Below are 18,557 nucleotides of genomic sequence, written 5' to 3'. Positions count from 1 at the left end.
CCGCAACCTCGCTGCGGTGCTCCGTGCGATCGGCAAGCGACAGCGCAAGAGGTAGGTAAGAGGGTTGAGATTGCGATATTGGCGGAAATTGTGACTGCCATTGGCGGAAATAGCGCTCTGCAACAGAAGATGTCTGCCATGCGAGCCATGGCTCGCAGGCTTGGCCGTGCGCTGGTGGCCGGGGCCTTGTCGGGGCTGGCTGGTGCACCGGGCCAGGCCGGCACGCTTCGCAGCAATGCCTGACGCCGAATTCTTGCGACGTAAGGCATCGTGGTGTGCGGCAAGTATCACTTACGCACGCGTGCTTTCAGATAGGCGGCGGTCAGCAGCGGCACGTCGAACGGCGGCAGGAACTGCCCGCGCACTGTGGCATCCGGCCCGACCAGGATCAGCGAGCCGGGATAGGCTGCGTTGGGGGCGGGTGGTACGCCCGGTCGGGCGCCGAGATCGTCGACCATTCGCGCCAGCGTCTCCGGGCTGCCGGTGGCCCCCATGAAGCGGGCGTCGTACGCGGCAAGGTAGCGCCGCAGGGCGTCCGGCGTATCGCGCTGCGGGTCCAGCGAGACGAACAGCACCTGCGTGGTGGCAAGCTTCTGCGTCGTGCTGATGCGCTGGTACATCTCCCTCAGCGCCGTCAGCGCCGCGCCGCATGGCGCTCCGCAATGGGTGTCGCCCAACAGAACGAGGGTCCAGCGGCCTTGCAGCTGCGCCTGGGTGAATGCGCGGCCATGCTGGTCGGTGAGGCTGAAATCGCCCACCGGCCAGCCGTGCGACGACAGGTCGGTGTGCTGCGTCTCATTATGCGTAGCCGGGGCAAGTCCCGGCAGCGAGACGGCGAAGAGGCCGGCGGCAAGCCAGGCTGGCCATCGTTTCATGGTGAGACTCCCTGGTGCAATGCAGCAGGGCGAGTCCGCGTTGCGGCGCCCGCGCTGTCCGGCATGCCTGCATTCGCGTCGGCTGCCGCGCTGGCGCGCCACGAACGCATCGCCACGAGCAAGCTGGAACCGGCCATCAGCACCGCCGCGAGCACCGGTTGCAGCAGCCCGCTGGCGGCCAGCGCCAGCGCGATCGCGTTGTAGCCGAAGGCCCAGGCCAGGTTGGCCATAACCGTGTGGCGCACCTGGCGCGCTTGCTGCAACAGCCACGGCAGGCTGACCAGGCCCGAGCGCGGCAGCACGACGTCCGCGCTTTCGCGCGCCAGGTCGGAGGCATTGCCCACGGCGATGCCGACCGACGCAGCCGCCAGCACCGGACCGTCGTTAAGGCCATCGCCGACCATGGCGACCAGCCCTGTGCCGGTGGCCCAGTCGCTCAGGGCACGCACCTTGTCTTGCGGCAGCAGCCTGGCCTGCCACGCGCCGATATGCAACGCGCCGGCCATTGCCGCCACCGCGTGCGGATTGTCGCCGCTCAGCAGCAGCGTGCGCAGGCCCTGGCGCTGCATCTCGGCGATCACGTCGCCAACATGCGGCATCGGCAGGGTGCGCAGCGCGATCAGTCCGTGCGCCTGGCCCTCCCAGCCGACCAGTACCAGCGTGCAGCCCAGCGGCGCCGTAGCGAGCAGGGCGGGTGGCACGTGCCAGCCGAGCGTGCCGAGAAAGGCTGGCGATCCCAGTGCGCAATTCCTGCCGTCAAAGCGACCGGACAGGCCCTCGCCGGCATTAGCTTCGACTTCATTGGAGGCCGACGGGGGCGATGCCGCAGCGCGTGCCATGGCGGCAATCGAGCGAGCTGCCGGATGGTCCGAAGCCTGGGCCAGCGCAGCCGCCACGCGCAGGACTTCGGCGTGGCTGGCGCCTTCAGTCTGCATGCCGACCGGGTGCAGCGTGTCCGCCGTCAGCGTGCCGGTCTTGTCGAAGGCAATACCCTTGATCCGTGCCAGCCTTTCCAGCACGTCGCCGCCGCGCACGAGAATGCCGCGTTGCGCCGCCAGTCCGATCGCCAATGCATGCGTGAGCGGGGCTGCCAGCCCCAGCGAGCACGGGCACGCCACCACCAGCACGGCCAGTCCGGCCAGCATCGCGGCGTCCGCCGCCTGCGCCGGATCGCCCGCGCGGCTGGCCCAGAACCATGCGCTGGCCGCGGCCAGTGCCAGCACGCAGGGGATGAACACGGCAATGATGCGGTCGACGGTGTCCCCCGCCAGCGATTTGCGTGCCAGCGCTTCACGCACCTGCCGGCCGATTTGCTGCCACCGGGTCTGCGAGCCGGCTACCGTGGCACGGACCAGCAGCGGGCGGCTGCCATTGATGCTGCCAGCGTGCACCAGCGCGCCCGGCGGCTTGAACTGCGGCTCGCTCTGCCCGGTCAGGACGCCTTCGTCGCACTCCGAGCGGCCATCAACGACGATGCCGTCGACTGGCACGCGTTCGCCGGGAAGTATCCGCACCAGTTCGCCCGGCCGGATGTCGACGACGGCGCGCCAGTTTTCAGTGCCGCCATCGACCACGCGCGCCTCGGCGCGTTCAGCCGCCAGCATCGGCGCGAGGCGGCGCGCGGTGTGCACGCGCATCTGCGCCTCAAGCAGGCGGCCCAGCGTAAACAGCAATAGCACCATGGCGGCGGTATCGAAATAGACCAGGTTCGAACCTCGCAGTACCTGCCAACCCGAGTAGCAGTAGGCGGCGAGCACGCCGATGCAGACCAGTGTGTCGGTCGACAGCCGTCCCTGCCGCATGGCCTGCCACGCGCCTTCGGCAAATGGGCGCCCGAGCAGCAGCACCAGTGGCGTTGCCAGCACCCACAGCAGCCAGTGAACCGGGCCGCGCAGCCAGGCTTCATCTCCCGTGAAGGCATCGGCGTAGAGCAGCCAGCTGAACAACATGACGTTCATCGCGAGAAACCCGCCGATGCCGAGCCGGATCAGCGCGGCGGCAGCCTGCGGTTCCTCGTGCTCGCCATGGTGCACCTGATAGGCGAGGCAGCAGCCATAGCAGCAGAACCAGTGCGTTGCGCCGTCCAGCTCGCGCTGCTGGCCCAGCCGTCCGACCGGCAACTGGCAGTGACTGCAGGCGTGCGTGGTTTCGATGGACATAGGTGGCCTGGCTAATGCAGGTGGGCGCTCATCGGCACCACGCCGCGCGCAAGCGTGATCAGTCCGAGCAGGACGATGAACGCGCCGGCGGCGCGCACGCCGTGCATGCGCCAGCCCAGGCGCGCCGCCGGCGCAGGCAGGAAGCTGGCAACGATAGGCTGCACCGGGATGCCGGCAGGCCGATGCCGCGCCCGCCACCAGAGCCCGAGGCCGCCCATCGCCAGCATGGTGGGCAAGGTGCCGAGCCCGAACGCGACCATGATCTGCAGGCCGCCCAGCGCGGTGCCGCTGGCTGCCGCCTGCGCGGCGAAGGCATAGACAAGAGGACAGGGGAGGAAGCCGTTCAACACGCCAAATGCCAGCGGCGCGCCCGGTCCGGTCTGGCGCAGCAAGGTGCGCAGCGATCGCGCCAACCACTGCGCGCCCGCGCCGCCCAGCGCATGGCCGCCACGGCCGAGGAGCCCGGCCAGGTTCAGTCCGATCAGCAGCATCAGCAGCCCAGACAGGATGGCCAGTCCGCGCTGCGTCATGCTGGCCGCACTGCCTTCACCCGCATGGCCGACCAGCAGCATGCCGAGATAGCCGGCCAGCGTGCCGAGGAAGGCATAGCTGCCGATACGGCCGAGGTTGTAGCTCAGGTGTCGCTGCAAGGAGGCCAGGCGTCCGCCGGGTGCGGGGCCCAGGCCACAGGCAAAACCACCGCACATGCCGGCGCAGTGCATGCTGCCGGCGGTGCCTGCCAGAAAGACCAGCCACAGGTCGCTCATGGCGTCTGCGCTACTTGCGCGCTGCCAGATAGACCACCCAGGCAAAGAACCCAACCGTCATGATGATGAAGATCCAGAAGGCGATCGATTCGGCAAGGGTCATGACGGGCTCCGCTTATAACAGGCGCACGCCGAGCACATTCAGTGCAAGTTCGCCGAACAGGAAGGCCAGGTTCAGCAGGGCCAGCGCCAGCAGCAGTTTCGGTACCATGAGGGTCTCCGGTCGGTGGCGAGGTGTCGGCTCAGCGCGTCAGGTCCAGGCCCGGCCCCAGTCCGCCCCAGTAGGTGTAGCCGTAATACAGCGCCCACACGAACAGCACCAGGTAGACGACCAGCAGCCAGGCGTTGATGCGGCCATGGCGCGCCTTGATATGGCCGCCGCCGTAGTCCTCGGTCTGCTGGTGGTGTGGAATTTCCTGCCCGGCGGGGGCGCTGTCACGTGGGTCAGTCATGGCCGGATGCCTCCGTGTCGTCATCGTTGACTTCGGCCCGGTAGGCCTTGTACTTGATGGCCTCGACGTCCTCGAAAAGACCCGAGAGCACGGCCCAGATGAATACGCAGACCGCGCCGAGGCTCATGAAGAAGGCCACCAAAAATTGCAGGAAGGTGAGTTCAGCCATGCTCGCTCCTAACGCTCGTCGGCGAATGCGAAGCCGTGCCGCCTGGCCCACGCCTCGCCGGCATAGGTGCTTGGCTGGCCCGGCTGGCCCGGCTGGCCGGCCCCGGCGGGACGATAGGCTTGCCGCGATTCCTCCGCGCGCAGCTCAGGATCGTTCAGCGCGGCCTTCTGCTCGGGCGAAATTGGCAGCGGCTGGCCGGTCAGCGGATCGGTGTAGGCCGACAGCGACAGGACGAAGTAGGCCAGCGCCCAGCGGTCATCTTCGGATACCGTGTCGCTGAACGACGGCATCGGCGTGCCGGACAGCCCCGTGCTCATGGTGCGGAAGATGTCCTTCACCGATGCCCCTGACTTGAACTGCCCGGTGGTCAGGTTGGCCGGCGGGACCGGGAAGCCGAAATCGTCCTTCAGTCCGGGCGCCTTTTCGCCGTCGCCCTTGCCGCCGCGCCCGTGGCACTCCCAGCATTTGGCGCGGTCCCAGGCCTGCTTGCCGCGCTGGATCAGTTCGGCCGAGGGCTTGGGCGGCACGCCGATGAAGATCGGTGCGAGCGGTGGTTCTTCGAGGAAATAGTAGTAAGGCTTGTCCGGTTTGCTGCGGTCGGCCGCCAGCACGTACTTGATGTACTGGATTACCGCCAGCCGGTCTTTCTCCGGCAGTTCGTGCCAGCTAGGCATCGCCGTGCCGCGCACGCCGCGCGTGATGGTGCGCAGCAGGTCGCCGTCATCCGGCATGGAGCCCGACGGCGTGAGCCGGAACTTGAATACGCCCAGCGTGAAGTTGCGTGGGCGGTCCTTCTGCATGAACGCCGCGGCCGGCCCGTTGCCGTCGCCCTTGACGCCATGGCAGCCAAGGCAGCGACGCTCATACACGTTCTTGCCGTGCGCGATCCATTCCTCCGAACGCGGGACGCTCGTCTGCGAGGCCTCCATCTGCTGCGGTTCGAAGCGGTCGCGCCACTTGCCGCGGTTGGTGCCGAGCTTCTGCAGGTAGGCCACCAGTGCGCGCAGGTCTTCCGTGTCGGTGATCAGGATCACGGTCTCGCCTTCGAATTCCTTGTTGGGGGTCAGGATCACGGGGTACTTCCCGCGCTCCGGCACATAGAGCAGGCCGGCCTGGTTGGGCGTCAGCGTGATGGTCTGGCTGCTGCCGAAATCGAACAGCTGCCGGGTCTCTGGCGTGTTCTCGATAGTGCGGCGGCCCTGCTGGTCGGTCACCAGCCTTGCGGTGTGGGGCTCGGAAAACAGCGCGGAGAAGCGCGGCATGATCGAGTCGGGCGACAGCATGCGCGGATCCCAGAAATGCGCCAGGTGCCAGGCATCGCTGTACTTCAGGCCGACGCGCGAGAGATCCGGGCCGATGCGCCGCGTCGAGAACAGGTGCGGCAGGTCGAAGGCATACTCGCCAGCCTGGGCGACCGGGCCCCAGCGCCGGGTCTCGCCGGTGACCGGGCGCACGAACTGCGAGTGGCAGTACCAGCAGCCTTCGCGTGTATAGACTGCGCGGCCGCGTAGCTGCAGCGGCGTGTAGTCGGTGGCGCGCGCTTCCATCCACTTGAGTTCGCCCAGGTCGGTGCGCACCACCTGGGTGATCTTGTCGGTGCGCGACTGCGGCTCCAGCATCGGCAGCACGCCCTGAACGAAGGCGGCCAGCGAGATGCAGCCGAACCCCGCGATCAACGCGTAGAAGCGCAGGCCGTAGCGGCCATCGGGGCGGCGCGGGGTCATGTGGACGCTCCGCGTACGGCGCCCGTGGCGCCTGGTGCCGTGGCGGGCTCGGCCGACAGCACGGTGCGCATCAGGTTATAGACCAGCAATGACATGCCGATGTCCATCGAGATGCCCGCCGTCGTGCGGACCAGCCAGTAGGGCCGGATGGCCACCAGCGAGTCCACCCATTCCACGCCCGCCATCAGCATGTAGCCCTGCTGCAGGCCCGCCATGGTCAGGTCCAGCCCCATCAGGCTGATGCCGAAGGTGATCAGCCAGAACGACCAGTTGCCGAGCCGCGGCGACCACAGCGGCTGCGCCACCAGCTTGGGTATCACATAGACGGTGCCGCCGATGGCCCACACCACGAAGGTGCCGAAAACCGTCAGGTGCGAGTGCGAGATGACGAAATCGCTGAAATGCGTCGGCTGCTGGATCGAGCGCAGGGCTTCGGTCGAGCCCTGGAAGCACCCCACCAGGTACATCAGCGAGCCCATGATCAGGAATTTAGCGGTCAGGTTCTGGGTGAAGGTGTGCCAGCGGCCCATCATGGTGCCGAAGAAATTCTGCAGTACCGTCCAGACCGGCACAATCAGCAGCATCGAGGTGATGATCGCCAGCGTCTCGGCCCAGTCGGCGATGGGGCTGTACAAATAGTGGTGGATGCCGACGAAGGGATAGAAGAGCGCCAGTGACCAGAACCCCACCAGCGACAGCTTGTGGCTGTAGACCGGGTTCTGCACGCTCGCCGGCAGGAAGTAGTAGATCAGCACGTAGCCGGCAGGCGTGATCCACAGCCCCACGATGTAGTGGATGAACAGGCCATGAAACGCGGCGCTGTTGATGCCGGTGATGGTGTAGGGCAGGATGAAGCTGCCCAGCACCAGGTTCATCACGGTCCAGACAAAGGCGCCGATCAGGTACCACACGGCCACATAGAGCTGCGGCTCGCGCCGGTGCGCGATCGTCATCAGGAACTGCACGGTGGTGACCGCCACCACGAAGAAGATGACGGCGTCGATCGCAATTGGGAATTCGCCGGCTTCCAGGCCCTGGTTGTAGCCAAGCATCAGCGAGGCCATGCCGGCGACCAGGCCCAGGTTCCACACCCACACCAGCCAGTGTCCCCACTGACCTTTCCAGACCGGCACGCCGCACAGGCGCGGCAGCAAGTAGTGGCACAGGCCGATGAACAGCGTGGAGAAGGCGCCGAAGATCACGCCGTTGACATGCATCGGTCGCAAGCGGCCGAAGGTCAGGTATTGCGAGGTCCCCAGGTAGTCGGGGTAGTTGAACAGGCTGGAAATGGTCACGCCGATGCTGGGCGTGAACATCAGCCAGAACAGCCCCCAGTACAGCCACTTGAGGACAAGCCCGCGGTCGATCAGCGAATCCAGATCGGGAAACGGGTCCGACGCGTCTCCTACGCCGCGGGTCTCGGCCATATTGCCGTCCTCCCTTCTTGTCGTCGCCTGCGGCGCGGTTCAGTGCCGTCCGGGGTCAAGCTTGGAGTTGCGGTTCGAATAGTAGATGTAAGCCTCAAGTGCCTTCATCGCCGGCCCGTTCGGGTCGATCTTCTCGCCCTCGTTCGGCTTCTCGATGCACCAGTTGATCATGTCGCGCAGCGTGGCGAACTCATTCATCTGCTCCTGGAACTTGGGAAACTCATGCGGGTGGGTGTCGGACGCATACGGGTGGCACATGGCGCAGGCCACCCCGGTGTTCGAGAGCTTGACGTTCAGCCGCTTCTGCGCATCGGGATCGCCGTGGAACAGCTGGTCGCCGACCTTCACCTGTTCTATGAACACCTCTTCAAACGCTTTCAGCTGGTCTGCCGTGTGGGGTTCCTTGTGTGCCATCGGCTGGTTGCTGTCGTAGCCGAGTAGCAGCAAAAGAGCTACCCCCGCCATCAGGGCCCGGGCATGCCATTTGTCGTTCTTCATCATTCTCTCCTCACGCATTGCTGCGCCGGATCAAGGGTACTGGCCGGTCTAGATCCGGTCGGCGATGCGCGGGCTGAGGACCTGGTTGCGGTTGTCCTCAGTGCCGGAATCCGCCGGCTGATCGGCGAAAATCGTCTTGCGCCACATCTTGTATTCGTTCTCCACCCGTCCCTGCGGGGTCATGGTCAGCGTGCTCCAGCCCACGCCGTCGAAGTGATCGCCCGGATCGGCGCGGATCATCGGCTTGGTCAGGAGCGGCACGCCTTCCGGCGCGTAGGGCCATGGCCACGACGTGGCCAGCATGCCGATCGAGCGCACCTTGCCGATCTCGTTGTAGAGCACCTGGTGCGTATGGCCGTGGACGTTGGTGACGTTGGCGTAGGGCTTGAGGATTTCATGCGCCTCGCGCCAGTCGCGGATCCAGAAATTCCACGGCGGGTAGTACTCGTACAGCGGCGTATGCGTGAATAGGATGACCGGGCTGCTTTTCGGCCAGTTCGACAGCGTGCTGTTGAGCCATCGCAACTGCTTTTCTCCGATCACCGACCAGGCGCCGCCCAGCGTGCCGTCGAGCGTGGCCATATAGCCCATGCGCTCTTTCGGCGTCATCTTGCGTGCCGTCCAGAAGTCCGGTGCGCCGGTGACCGTGTTCAGGCCGATCACGCGCACGCCTTTGTGGTCGAAGGTCCAGGGCGTATTGCCGAAGGTCTTGTTCCAGGTCGACCCCATGTCGAGGTACCAGTCGTGCTCGCCCGGGATGAAGACCTTGCGGATCTTCACTTCCTTCAGCAGTTCGGCGCCGAGTTGCAGTTCGACGGGGTCTCCCAACTGCGCCAGGTCGCCGCCGAAGATCATGAAGTCAGCCGGTGGATTCATCGCCTGCACTTCCTTGAAGGCGCGAACCGTCTTGTCCACGAAGCGGGAGTTGACCTCCCTGGGGTAGAGGTGCGTGTCGGAGACCCAGGCGAAGCGGAAGCTCTGGCTGGTCTGCCCGTAGGCCACGTCGAGGGTGTTGAGGAGGGGGAAGAAACCGCATGCGGCGGCGCCCGCAACGCCTTTCAGCAGCGCCTGGTGCAGGAAGGTGCGGCGCGTCCATACGGCTGCGCCTTCGGGGCGATCGCCCGGGCCGGTCAGGGCCCGGTGCAGCTCGCGTCGTTCGAGTTCAAAAGAGTTCATCTGGCGGTCCTCCGCCCCCGGGGGTGTGATGAAAGTGCAGCGGCGAATCTGAACGTTCTATTTCTTCTTGAGTTCGATCGAGAGTTTCGCGGTCTGGCCGCCGGTTACCGTGACTGGCGTCTCGGTGTCGCCGGTGTAGTACTGCGTGGCGACCAGGGTGTAATTGCCGGGTGGAATGTCATCGATGCGGAAGCTGCCGTCGTCGCCGGTCAGTGCGTAGTACGGGCTGTCGGCGACATAGATGTGGGCAAGCATCCAGCCGTGCGCGTCGCACTCGACTCGGACCAGCCCGGGCCGCGGCAGTTCGCGCGTGATCCTGACCCCTTTCTCAGGAAGCGCCAGGTTGAACGCCGTGCGCTGCCCGTAGAAACCGTGGGTGTTGTGCAGGATCGGATCTGAGCTGGTGACTTCAAGCTTGCCGGGACGGATCACTTGTATTGCCGGCTTGAAGATGCAGTGTTCCTGGTCGAGCACGGGAACCTTGTCGGCCGCGCCCCAGGCCTTACCCTTCGGCACTTCCTTCAGATACACGACGGCATCCTGGACGCCCTTGCCGGCGCCTACGCGGATCTGTGGTTCATCGCGGGGACCGCCGCAGACTTCGCGGTCCTTGGTGGGGATGATCTTGCGGATTGGGACGGTGCCCTGGAAGGTGACCTTGCCTTCGATCTTGCCGCCGCCGCTGACCGGGGCGACTTCATAGGCAAAGGCGGAAACGCTGAGCAGGCCGAATACTGCCAGTTGCAGGCAGCAAGCTTTGCGAAGAAAGAAACACATGATGTTTCCCGCCTCCGAGCGCCATGCGATGCGCTCTCTCCCTTCGGTATTCCCCGGCAATAACGCGGTGTAAGGACACCACGAAGTCATTCAATGCGAAACCGGGCACGATTTGTTTTCGCTGAAGCATAGTACGCAGGCTGCTCAATGCAAAGCGCAACCGTCTTTATGTGCGCCTGCAAATGCGGCCGTGTATCGGACCAGCCGCATTTATGGGCGCTGTCAACTTGCCGATAGGAGCCAATGCAGTGGCATGCAGGCCATTGCTCAGGTAAGCAGTTGACTGGTCTTGGACCGCTTCGGTGAATTCGTGCCAGGCAGCGAATCTTGCAGGGAGCTGTTTGCGATAAGGCGGCGGAACTTCACAGTCGGCTTCGATCATGCTTGCGTCCGCAAATAGTGGTTGCGGACGCAAGCCTGCCCACTCTCAGCCGCAAAAGCTAGGTGCGCTTAATTTCGCGCTTACGTTTGTTCGACGGGAAGTCACTGTGAGCCCCGTGAGCTTTCTCACGCTGGCGGCTCGACGGGAGGCGGTGCAGTCTCCCCTGCGCTACGTTCTCTTGGGACTGACGGCGCCACTGCGTATAGCACTCCAGACCGCAGAAGTAGGCGACGTAGTCGCATGCCTCGGGGATGATCGCCTCGGACTTCGGTACTTCCTTCATGAAGATCTCGCAGGGGACACGTTCGATGGGTGGGTCAAGCTTGGTCATGGTGCGACTCCCGACACCGCGGTGGCGATTCTTCGCAGCAGCGGCGCATAGACGTCAACCGCCAGATGGTCGGCCAACGGATGGTGGTTCAGCGAGAACATGGAGTGCTCAGTGCCGTGCCTCCTATTTCTTAAGCATCCTCTCTTGCGGAGCGCCGTGGTTGATATGCATCAGCAGGTGCTGGCCCCGTTGATGGCAATCGCCCCGGTCCGGCGGCGCTCTGCACGGCCAGGGCAAGTCGCTGCCGGCCACGGCAAGCCAGGGGCGCGCCGGTCGGAAGCGATTGTCATAGCATTAAGTTGCATAGCCTTATTAGGGGCCTAACGCCCGGCCATGAGGAGGCAAACATGTTCCAGCATCTATTGGTGCCCACCGATGGATCGACACTCTCGGAGGCCGCCATTCGCGCTGCGGTTACGCTCGCCAAGGCATTCGAGGCGAGGATTACCGGAGTGCATGTCATTCCAGAGTTCCATGTCTTCACGCATCGCATTGACATGCTAGAGGACACTCAAGAACGCTACGCACAACTTGCTGAACAGCGTGCGGAGCAATACCTGGCGGAGATCTCACAGGCGGCGCAGGAAGCGGGGCTGGCCTGCGAGATGATCAGCGTCACACACAATCACCCCTATGAGGCGATCATCCGGGCCGGGGAGGAGCGCAACTGTGACCTCATCGTCATGGCGTCACACGGCCTCGGCGGTTTGCAGGGCCTGCTGCTTGGCAGCGAGACCCAGAAGGTGCTGACCCATTGCAATATCCCGGTTCTGGTGGTCCGCTAGCTGAGGCCGGGGCGAACCGATGACGCCGATCACGGTCGCTGTCGTCCAGCAGGCACGCGGAAGGTTTACCGCCCTGCACATCGGCGCCAAGCATGGCCATGTCCGTCTTCAGCACCAAGCGCTGGCCCAGGTCATCATGAAGCTCGCGTGCGATGCGCCGCTTTTCCTTCTCACGCGCGGCGAGAATGCTGCCCGAAAGCGGACAGCGGCTCGTCCAGCAACAGCAGGCGCGAACTTGCTGCCAGTGCGCGGGCAATGGCCACACGCTGACGCTGCCTGGCCGAAAGTCATGGGGATATGTATAGCCCGATGACCGAGTACGTCCCGGAACGGGCGACCGCCGGCTTCCAGCCGGCCGCGTAGAGTCGGCCGGATCCGCTCTGGCAATTCATTCAGGTGGCGACCACCACGCGGAAGCCCGCGCGCGTGCTCGGAACCCCCGTTCAACAGACGAATCTATAATGACGGCCCGGCCATGCGAGATTGCGTCGCCACAAACGACCGGTGCAAATGAAAATTACACGGCACATGCGGCGCATCGCCTCGACCGCGCCTCACGGCGTGTCACATGGCCGAGCGCTTTTGATTGACGCCATGCTCCACCGATTCCGCCAGTTGACCGTTTTGTGCGCGATTGCCGCCGCCTTGTCGGCATGCAGTTTGAGTTCGACGCCGGCGCCGACGCCACTCTATCAGCAGGAGCAGTTCGACACGGCAACGAGCCCATACGCGCGCACGTTCAAGGCGAATTCCGACGCGACTTGTGAAGCCGCGCGCCGGGCGCTGCTGAGCCAGGGTTATGTGTCGAGTTCGGCCCATCCCGATACGATCGATGGCAGCAAGAATTTCCAGCCGAGCAACGACACGCATGTCGTGATCACCTTTCACGTTGTCTGCGCGGACGCGAACGCAGATGGCACGTCGAGCACCGCCTATGTGAATGCGGTACAGGACCGCTACGCGCTGAAGAAGACCAGCACGCCGGCCAGCGTCGGCCTGAGCGTGCTCGGCTCGCTGTCGTTGCCGATCGGCTCGGGCAGCGACTCGATGGTCAAAATTGCGAGCGAGACGATTTCGGCCGGCGTGTTCTACGAGCGCTTCTTCAATCTGGTCAACCATTTTCTGAAGGTCGATCCGGTGCGGCGCGACCGCGCGACGGTGAAGGCCGCGGAGAAGGCGCACGTTGCGCCGCTGCCCGAGCCCGCGCCGACGCATCGGGGCGAGCCGATGAAGATGACGACGCCCGCCGTGCCGACACCGCCGGCCCCGCCCATTGCGGTGCAGCCGCCCGCTGCAGCACCTGCACTGGAATCGGCACCGGTTCCAGCCACACCGTCGCCTTCGCCGACGTCGAACGCGACTAATGGATCAACGGCCACTGCAGCACCCGCCGGGAAGTTCGACGCTACAGCGCCGACGGCCGCGTCCGCACCAGCCACACCGCTTGCACCGTCCGCGCCACCTGCCGCGGGCGCGAGCGGTAGGCCGTGACGCGCCGCTCGATAGCGCTTTTCTTGTAGCCGAGGTGCCGTAGCTAGAAGCGCACCTTCTCGTCAACGACGTAAAAGCAGGGGCGGATACCCAACGCATGGCCAAGATGCGTCCGGTGCGCGGGTGCGCGTGCCACGCATCCTGCCGATGGTACTCAGCCCCGACGAAGTCGCTCACGTGCTGGCTGCCGCTGGGAACCTGAAGCTCCAGACCGCGCTCGCGGTCGCCTACGGCGCCGGCCTGCGCGCCGCCAGCGAAGTGGTAGCGTTGAACGTGTGCAGGCGCGAACGCAGGATGCGTGCATCAGGCGCCGGGCGCCGGCGGCGCGCACAAAGTTCAAGTTGAGGTGTGGCCATGGCGGGCGGGATTTGGTCAACTTGAAGGACAGACACTTTGTCTGACATAGCAGTATGGGCGCGCTCCGTGTCCGCCTCTTCTGCATTTCGACGCAACTGAAACTGCCTGCCTAGTTCACGCGACGGCCTTGCTCGTCGATGACTACCTCGCCGCCGTCCTTTGTGACGCGCGCGCAGGTGCCGGTCGTGCCGCTCGCCCTGACCGACACCCGCTCCTCTGTTGCGCGATGGGCGCTGGTGGCCGAGCCAGCCACGGCTGGCGGTACTTGGGGGCACCATTGCAACGCCGGCTGGCACGGACTGGCAGCCCTTGTTGCGACTGCGCGACACCGTGCATAACGTGAACAGAGTTCAAGAGCCAGACGTTGCGCAGTGAGCAGGCGGGACCCCCGCCCGGCTAGCGCTCGGGTCAGTCGGCCCCGTCGACATCGGGTTCTTCGCTTTCCAGAATCTCGATAACACGCGCCGTCTTGCCTTGCAGCTCATATTCGGCCCGATGCGAGAGGCGCTGGTCGGATCTAAGCCACGTGTACGCCTCAAGGACTTCGGCAGCGGTCGGGGCGGCGTCCAGGATCAGGGCCACTACCTCGTCGTCCAGCGCGCCAACGATCTCGCGGATCTCGCTTGCTGTCGCCATCGGCGCTTCCGACTCGTGAGTATCCATGGTCTTTCCAGATATGGTGGTAGCGGTCTCGCGGGAAGACTCACCCTGCACCGAAGCGCGAACGCGATCCCCGGTGCAGCGCCTTCGCGTGCATTGCCTTGGCACTTGCGGACAGAGCGGTGGCGCGGGGCAGGAGCACCACCGCGCACCTTGCCATCGATGACACCATCAGGCGCCCCTGATGGGGATCTTCTTCTCGGTTTTTCGTGATTCCGGCGTCTTGGGAAGCAGCACCGTCAGCACGCCCTTCTTGAATGTCGCTTCGATCTTCCCCGCGTCGACGCCCTCCGGCATGCGGAAGACGCGCTCGAAGGAGCCAAAGTGGCGTTCGTGGAGATAGTAGCCTTTGTCCTTCTCTTCTTTTTCTACGTGTTTTTCGCCTTTGATCATCAGCCCGCCATTGGTGAGCTTGACCTCGATGTCCTTCTCATCCATGCCGGGCAGCTCGGCCGTGATCTCGTAGGACTTGTCGCTCTCCACGAAATCCACGGCAGGCCCTGCAGGCCAGGCCCATTCCCGGCGCCAGAGCGGCTCGACGTCGAGCATCGGGCGCTGGAATAACGAGACGCCGAATCCGTGTTCGAAATCCTCGAACAGCCGATCGACCTCGCGGCGCAGACTCGAAATGGGGTCCCAGGCTTGTGGCATCCACGAGCGCACAGCCCCCTCTTCGCCCTTCTTCACGGGCAGTTTGGTGGCAATCTCGGCCATGTCAGTTCCTCCATCAGGTTGATGTATGGACCATACTCGGCACGTACGCCCGACTCGCATGGATGGAAGTCAAGCTCACACTGGTTCTCCGCGCCGGTCATGCCGCCGGAGCCAATACGGAGCAGGCGCAACGTCCACGGGCCAGCACTGGCGTAGTGTCAGGCGGACCGATCTTTAGGATAGTGCGCGAGGCGTAACCATGCCAGGATGCGAGAGTGCCCATGGAGACGGGCCGTCTCTTGGTGAATGAAGGCGCTGAGCCATTCAGCTCGTGGCGTCCACTGAGCCTGGGCTGTCACCTCGCCATATTGCGCGAGGAACCACCGAACATGGAAGCAATATTGGACGCAACTGCGAGCCCAACGACTTGCGATAGGTGGCGATCGAAGTCGTCAAGCCTATGCTTCAGTTCGCTCGGCAACTCCGCCGTTACCGAGTTCGCAGGACGTCGTGCTTGGCGCGCCGACTGGTCTGGAGACTGAGAGTGATCCATGAGCTCCTCCTCTCGACAAGAATGGTCGATCGGAAAAGCCTGCTCCGATTATGCGAAGACGTCGCAGATGCCCGCCAGCGCTACCGGCCACCCCCACAAGCCTCTGCTGCATGCGGCAAGCGCAGACTGGGCATAAGAGCACCGTCAGCACCCAGCGGTAGCGCGCCGCGTGCAACCTTTCCCGCCCCGTCTCGGCTGGCATCGCCGCGACCGTGTCCTTGACCGTCTCCCACAGGTCGTGGCTCAGATAGCGGGTGATGCGCGCCTGGGTGGGGGCGCGCCGGCGACGGGCGAGGGCGAGCGGATTGCCGGCCAGATAGCCCGCCTCGGTCAGCCAGGCGCACAGGGCGTTCAGGATCACCAGCGCCTGGCGCACGCTGCCGGGCCCGGCAAACGGGCGCCAGTCCGGATGGCTGCGTGCGAGCTTCTTGTTGCCGGTCAGCATCCAGCGCGCGGCCGGTTGCGGATCCGCGAGGAAGCGTTCGTAGGCGACCATGCCACGAGCATCGCCAAATTCACGATTTACATCGTCAAGGGCACCGATGTCCGGCACATCGGGCAGGAAGCAAGGAAAGATTGAGCAGCGCTCTGCGCTTGTTTCCTAGCCGAAGGTGAAGGCATAAGCCTGGGCACCGGGATCCAGGAACCGGATCGTGAAAGTGCGTTCGCCTACGTCACCCGCCTGGCGTACCAGCTGATAGAGCCGTGTTTGTGTGACCGCGCCATTGCCGGCTGCATCGGTGTCCGCGCCGTGGCTGTCGCCTGGGGGCTTGCCGTCGACCGTTACTACAAAACGCACTGCCCGGCCATCGGCTGCCGGCCCCAGCACAAGGTGCAGGTCGCGCGCGTGAAAGCGATAGGCGATCCCGCCGCCGGCGCGGTTGAGCGTTGCCCGCTCGGCGCCGACGGTCCAGCTGCCTGACAGGCCCCACTCGTTGAGGCGAAGCTTGCTGACTGTGTACTCGCGCGGTGCGTCCTGCCGGGTGCCCCCCGGAGAGGCGAAATTCTCCGCCTTCATGTATCCGACGTAGGTCTCGACGGAGCGAATGTTGTCAAGGTCCGGTGCCGCCTGCGCGCCACGCGCGTCAGGGGCAACCACATCGCGTGCCACCGACCGATTGCCCGCCTCGGCCAGCAGCGACTGGATGACGCGCTCGGAATTGGCGTAGTTGCCCTCGCCGAACTGGTGGTGGCGGATATTGCCGCGGGCGTCGACAAAGTAGGCGGCCGGCCAGTAGCTGTTCCTGAATGCGCGCCAGATGCGGTAGTCGTTATCGACTGCCACGGGGAAGCCAATGCGGAAATCTGCGATCGCGCGGCGAACGTTCCCCGTTGTCTTCTCGAAGGCGAACTCGGGCGTATGCACGCCGACTACCGTCAGGCCCCGATTCTTGTACTTCTCCGCCCAGGCCCGGAGGTAGGGGAGGGTGCGAATGCAATTGATGCAAGAGTAGGTCCAGAAATAGACCAGTGTGACCTTGCCCTGCAGCTGGTCGCGCGACAGCGGCGGGGAGTTGATCCATTGCGTCGCACCATCGAGCGAAGGCAGGCGACCCTCCACGGGCAAGTGGCTCGGGACGAGCGCGGGTGTGTCATTTGCGGCGAGTAGCACGCCACCGCGGTTGGCGACATTCGTGGCTTGCGGCGCAGGCCGCTCCTTGCGCAGCGCATCGATCAGCGCCTGCTCGATCCACACCGGTCCGCTTGCGGACAAGCGTGCCAGCAGGCCGGTGTCGGCACCGAGGCCGATGACAAGCACCCCGCCCAGCACTCCCGCACCCAGACCTCGGCGCAGCCATTCGCCAGCGCCCATTGACCGCTTCATTGCAGTGAGGACGTGGCCGCCGATGCCGAGCGCGGCGGCTAGAGAGGTGGCCGCCCCGGCGGCATAGGCAGCCAGCGTCAGCGAAGTTGATACGCTCGCACCATTCAGGGCCGCACCTGTTAGCACAAGACCGAGGATCGGGCCGGCACATGGGGCCCACAGCATGCCGGTGGCGACGCCAAGCAGCAGCGAGCTCCATGGAGAAGCCTGCGCGGACGAAGGCGCCGTGGTCGAGCTGCTGGCAGCCAGCCGATTGCCGAGCGCCACCACAGGCCGCGCGAGGGTACTCGCCAGCTTCGGCAGGAGCAGGGACAGCGCGAAGGCTGCCAGCAGGACCAGGGCGGCGAGGCGCCCGTACTCGTTGAAGCGCACGGCCCATGCGCCGCCCACCGACGCTAGCGTGGCAATGGCGGAAAAGGTCAGTGCCATGCCGGCCAGCATCGGCAGCTTGCCGCGCAGGAACGGCTGGCCGGCGCGGCTGAGGACAAAGGGCAGGACGGGCAGGATGCACGGGCTCAGGATGGTCAGTACACCCCCAAGGTAGGCGAGTATCAGCAGGGTCATGATCAGTGTCCTTTCCTAAAGACTTGGCCTGCCTTCGATCAGGCACCGCCGGTATTGCTTGCTTGTGCCGTCATCAGGCGAATAGGTACCGTACTGCGGAGGCGCCGCCGCCAGATGCGAGGGGGGATGGCCATGGATTCAGCATGTCCGTCCATCCTTCGACGGGGGCAGATACAACGAGCGCCCGTCGCGTGGTCGTGCGGTTACTTGCGGTCCGCCAGTAGCTTGCGGATAGCTGCTTCGGTTTCGGCGTAGTGTCCCTCTCCGAAGTGCTGGTAGACGATCCGGCCGTTGGCATCGATCAGGTACGTGGCCGGCCAGTACTGGTTGCGGAATGCCGACCACGTGGCATACGCATTGTCCTGTGCAACCGGATAACGGATATCGAAGCGCTTGAGCGCTGCTTGCACGTTGTCGGTCGATCTTTCGAATGGGTACTCTGGCGTGTGCACACCCACGACGACCAGCCCCTGGTCCTTGTACTTCTCGTGCCACTGCTTTACGTACGGCAAGGTGTTGATGCAGTTGATGCACGAATAGGTCCAGAAGTCGACCAGCACGACCTTGCCGCGCAATGCGTCCATCGACAACGGCGGCGAGTTCAGCCATTGGTTGATGCCTGCGAACTCCGGCGCGCCGCCCTGGTCCCCGACGCTGGGGCGGAGGGCGTTGGCGCCCGTGCCGATGAAATAGATCGCGGCGATGCCGGCCGCAACCATTGCGGTGCGAAGAAGCGTGCGCATGATTCGTGCTCGTGGAAATTGGCAGGGATGTCAGGAACCGGGAAGGAGGCGCCTGCGACGGCCGTCGCAGGCGCAGACAAGCCGGCTCAAACTGCGCGCGCCAGCCGCGCTTGCAGCACGTTGCTGATACCGGCGCCGATCGCGCCGAGCACACCGGCAGCGGCCAGCGCCCCTAACAACATCAGCGA

At 64.9% G+C, this 18,557-nt stretch carries 18 protein-coding genes and 2 pseudogenes; 2 read left to right on the top strand and 18 right to left on the bottom strand.

Translation table 11 applies throughout. From position 1 onward, the window contains the following. Positions 1-287 precede the first annotated feature (287 nt). From AC1Q6V_RS33865 to AC1Q6V_RS33815, 11 genes are all read right to left on the bottom strand, one after another. Positions 288-875 (bottom strand): SCO family protein, encoded by a 588-nt coding sequence (locus AC1Q6V_RS33865; protein ID WP_439671678.1) that lies wholly within the window; start codon positions 873-875, stop codon positions 288-290. Then, positions 872-3,034 (bottom strand): heavy metal translocating P-type ATPase, encoded by a 2,163-nt coding sequence (locus AC1Q6V_RS33860; RefSeq protein WP_454751072.1) that lies wholly within the window; start codon positions 3,032-3,034, stop codon positions 872-874. Before AC1Q6V_RS33860 ends, AC1Q6V_RS33865 begins: the two co-directional genes overlap by 4 nt. Before the next feature lie 11 nt (positions 3,035-3,045). Further along, positions 3,046-3,801 (bottom strand): sulfite exporter TauE/SafE family protein, encoded by a 756-nt coding sequence (locus tag AC1Q6V_RS33855; protein ID WP_454751073.1) that lies wholly within the window; start codon positions 3,799-3,801, stop codon positions 3,046-3,048. A gap of 242 nt (positions 3,802-4,043) precedes the next feature. After that, complete coding sequence (locus AC1Q6V_RS33850; RefSeq protein WP_439671681.1) at positions 4,044-4,253, bottom strand: hypothetical protein; 210 nt, start codon at positions 4,251-4,253, stop codon at positions 4,044-4,046. Then, entirely contained in the window at positions 4,246-4,422 is a 177-nt protein-coding gene (gene ccoS, locus AC1Q6V_RS33845) for a cbb3-type cytochrome oxidase assembly protein CcoS (RefSeq protein WP_439671682.1), read from the bottom strand. The genes AC1Q6V_RS33850 and ccoS overlap by 8 nt, the downstream gene beginning before the upstream one ends. 8 nt (positions 4,423-4,430) lie before the next feature. Next, positions 4,431-6,146, bottom strand: coding sequence for a cbb3-type cytochrome c oxidase subunit II (locus AC1Q6V_RS33840; protein WP_454751074.1), 1,716 nt, complete (start codon positions 6,144-6,146; stop codon positions 4,431-4,433). Continuing rightward, positions 6,143-7,573 (bottom strand): cbb3-type cytochrome c oxidase subunit I, encoded by a 1,431-nt coding sequence (locus tag AC1Q6V_RS33835; protein ID WP_439671684.1) that lies wholly within the window; start codon positions 7,571-7,573, stop codon positions 6,143-6,145. Before AC1Q6V_RS33835 ends, AC1Q6V_RS33840 begins: the two co-directional genes overlap by 4 nt. Positions 7,574-7,612: 39 nt before the next feature. Then, complete coding sequence (locus AC1Q6V_RS33830; protein WP_454751075.1) at positions 7,613-8,074, bottom strand: hypothetical protein; 462 nt, start codon at positions 8,072-8,074, stop codon at positions 7,613-7,615. A 45-nt stretch (positions 8,075-8,119) separates the two neighbouring features. Further along, entirely contained in the window at positions 8,120-9,247 is a 1,128-nt protein-coding gene (locus AC1Q6V_RS33825; RefSeq protein ID WP_454751076.1) for a metallophosphoesterase family protein, read from the bottom strand. Positions 9,248-9,304: 57 nt separating this feature from the next. Then, entirely contained in the window at positions 9,305-10,114 is an 810-nt protein-coding gene (locus AC1Q6V_RS33820; protein ID WP_492316662.1) for a carboxypeptidase regulatory-like domain-containing protein, read from the bottom strand. Positions 10,115-10,464: 350 nt separating this feature from the next. Next, entirely contained in the window at positions 10,465-10,737 is a 273-nt protein-coding gene (locus AC1Q6V_RS33815) for a DUF3330 domain-containing protein (protein ID WP_439671688.1), read from the bottom strand. 347 nt (positions 10,738-11,084) lie between these two features. Between AC1Q6V_RS33815 and AC1Q6V_RS33810 the strand changes: the two genes are divergently transcribed. Next, the gene (locus AC1Q6V_RS33810; RefSeq protein ID WP_439671689.1) at positions 11,085-11,522 is read left to right on the top strand and encodes a universal stress protein; all 438 of its coding nucleotides are present in this window, start codon (positions 11,085-11,087) and stop codon (positions 11,520-11,522) included. On the opposite strand, the gene AC1Q6V_RS33805 is transcribed toward AC1Q6V_RS33810, so the two are convergent. Then, entirely contained in the window at positions 11,419-11,676 is a 258-nt protein-coding gene (locus AC1Q6V_RS33805) for a hypothetical protein (RefSeq protein WP_492350779.1), read from the bottom strand. The two genes, AC1Q6V_RS33810 and AC1Q6V_RS33805, sit on opposite strands and share 104 nt — an antisense overlap. Before the next feature lie 16 nt (positions 11,677-11,692). Further along, positions 11,693-11,797: pseudogene (locus AC1Q6V_RS33800) on the bottom strand (ATP-binding cassette domain-containing protein); the annotation flags it as partial. A 319-nt stretch (positions 11,798-12,116) separates the two neighbouring features. Here AC1Q6V_RS33800 and AC1Q6V_RS33795 point away from each other — a divergent pair. Next, the gene (locus AC1Q6V_RS33795; protein ID WP_439671690.1) at positions 12,117-13,013 is read left to right on the top strand and encodes a DUF2242 domain-containing protein; all 897 of its coding nucleotides are present in this window, start codon (positions 12,117-12,119) and stop codon (positions 13,011-13,013) included. 765 nt (positions 13,014-13,778) lie between these two features. On the opposite strand, the gene AC1Q6V_RS33790 is transcribed toward AC1Q6V_RS33795, so the two are convergent. The 5 genes and pseudogenes from AC1Q6V_RS33790 to AC1Q6V_RS33770 all read right to left on the bottom strand — a co-directional run bounded on the left by AC1Q6V_RS33790 (position 13,779) and on the right by AC1Q6V_RS33770 (position 18,369). After that, entirely contained in the window at positions 13,779-14,033 is a 255-nt protein-coding gene (locus tag AC1Q6V_RS33790; RefSeq protein WP_439671691.1) for a hypothetical protein, read from the bottom strand. Between the two features lie 168 nt (positions 14,034-14,201). Next, entirely contained in the window at positions 14,202-14,744 is a 543-nt protein-coding gene (locus tag AC1Q6V_RS33785; protein ID WP_439671692.1) for an Hsp20/alpha crystallin family protein, read from the bottom strand. A gap of 629 nt (positions 14,745-15,373) precedes the next feature. Beyond that, positions 15,374-15,733: pseudogene (locus tag AC1Q6V_RS33780) on the bottom strand (tyrosine-type recombinase/integrase); the annotation flags it as partial. A 105-nt stretch (positions 15,734-15,838) separates the two neighbouring features. Further along, a complete protein-coding gene (locus tag AC1Q6V_RS33775; RefSeq protein WP_454750482.1) occupies positions 15,839-17,626 on the bottom strand; it encodes a cytochrome c biogenesis protein DipZ in 1,788 nt (595 codons plus the stop codon). 203 nt (positions 17,627-17,829) lie between these two features. Next, positions 17,830-18,369 (bottom strand): thioredoxin family protein, encoded by a 540-nt coding sequence (locus tag AC1Q6V_RS33770; RefSeq protein WP_439671694.1) that lies wholly within the window; start codon positions 18,367-18,369, stop codon positions 17,830-17,832. Positions 18,370-18,557: the final 188 nt, after the last annotated feature.

The organism is Cupriavidus sp. GW823-FHT07B10 (assembly GCF_058794355.1).
Note: the sequence above shows the minus strand (reverse complement) of the source record. Positions and strands in the feature narration are given on the sequence as shown.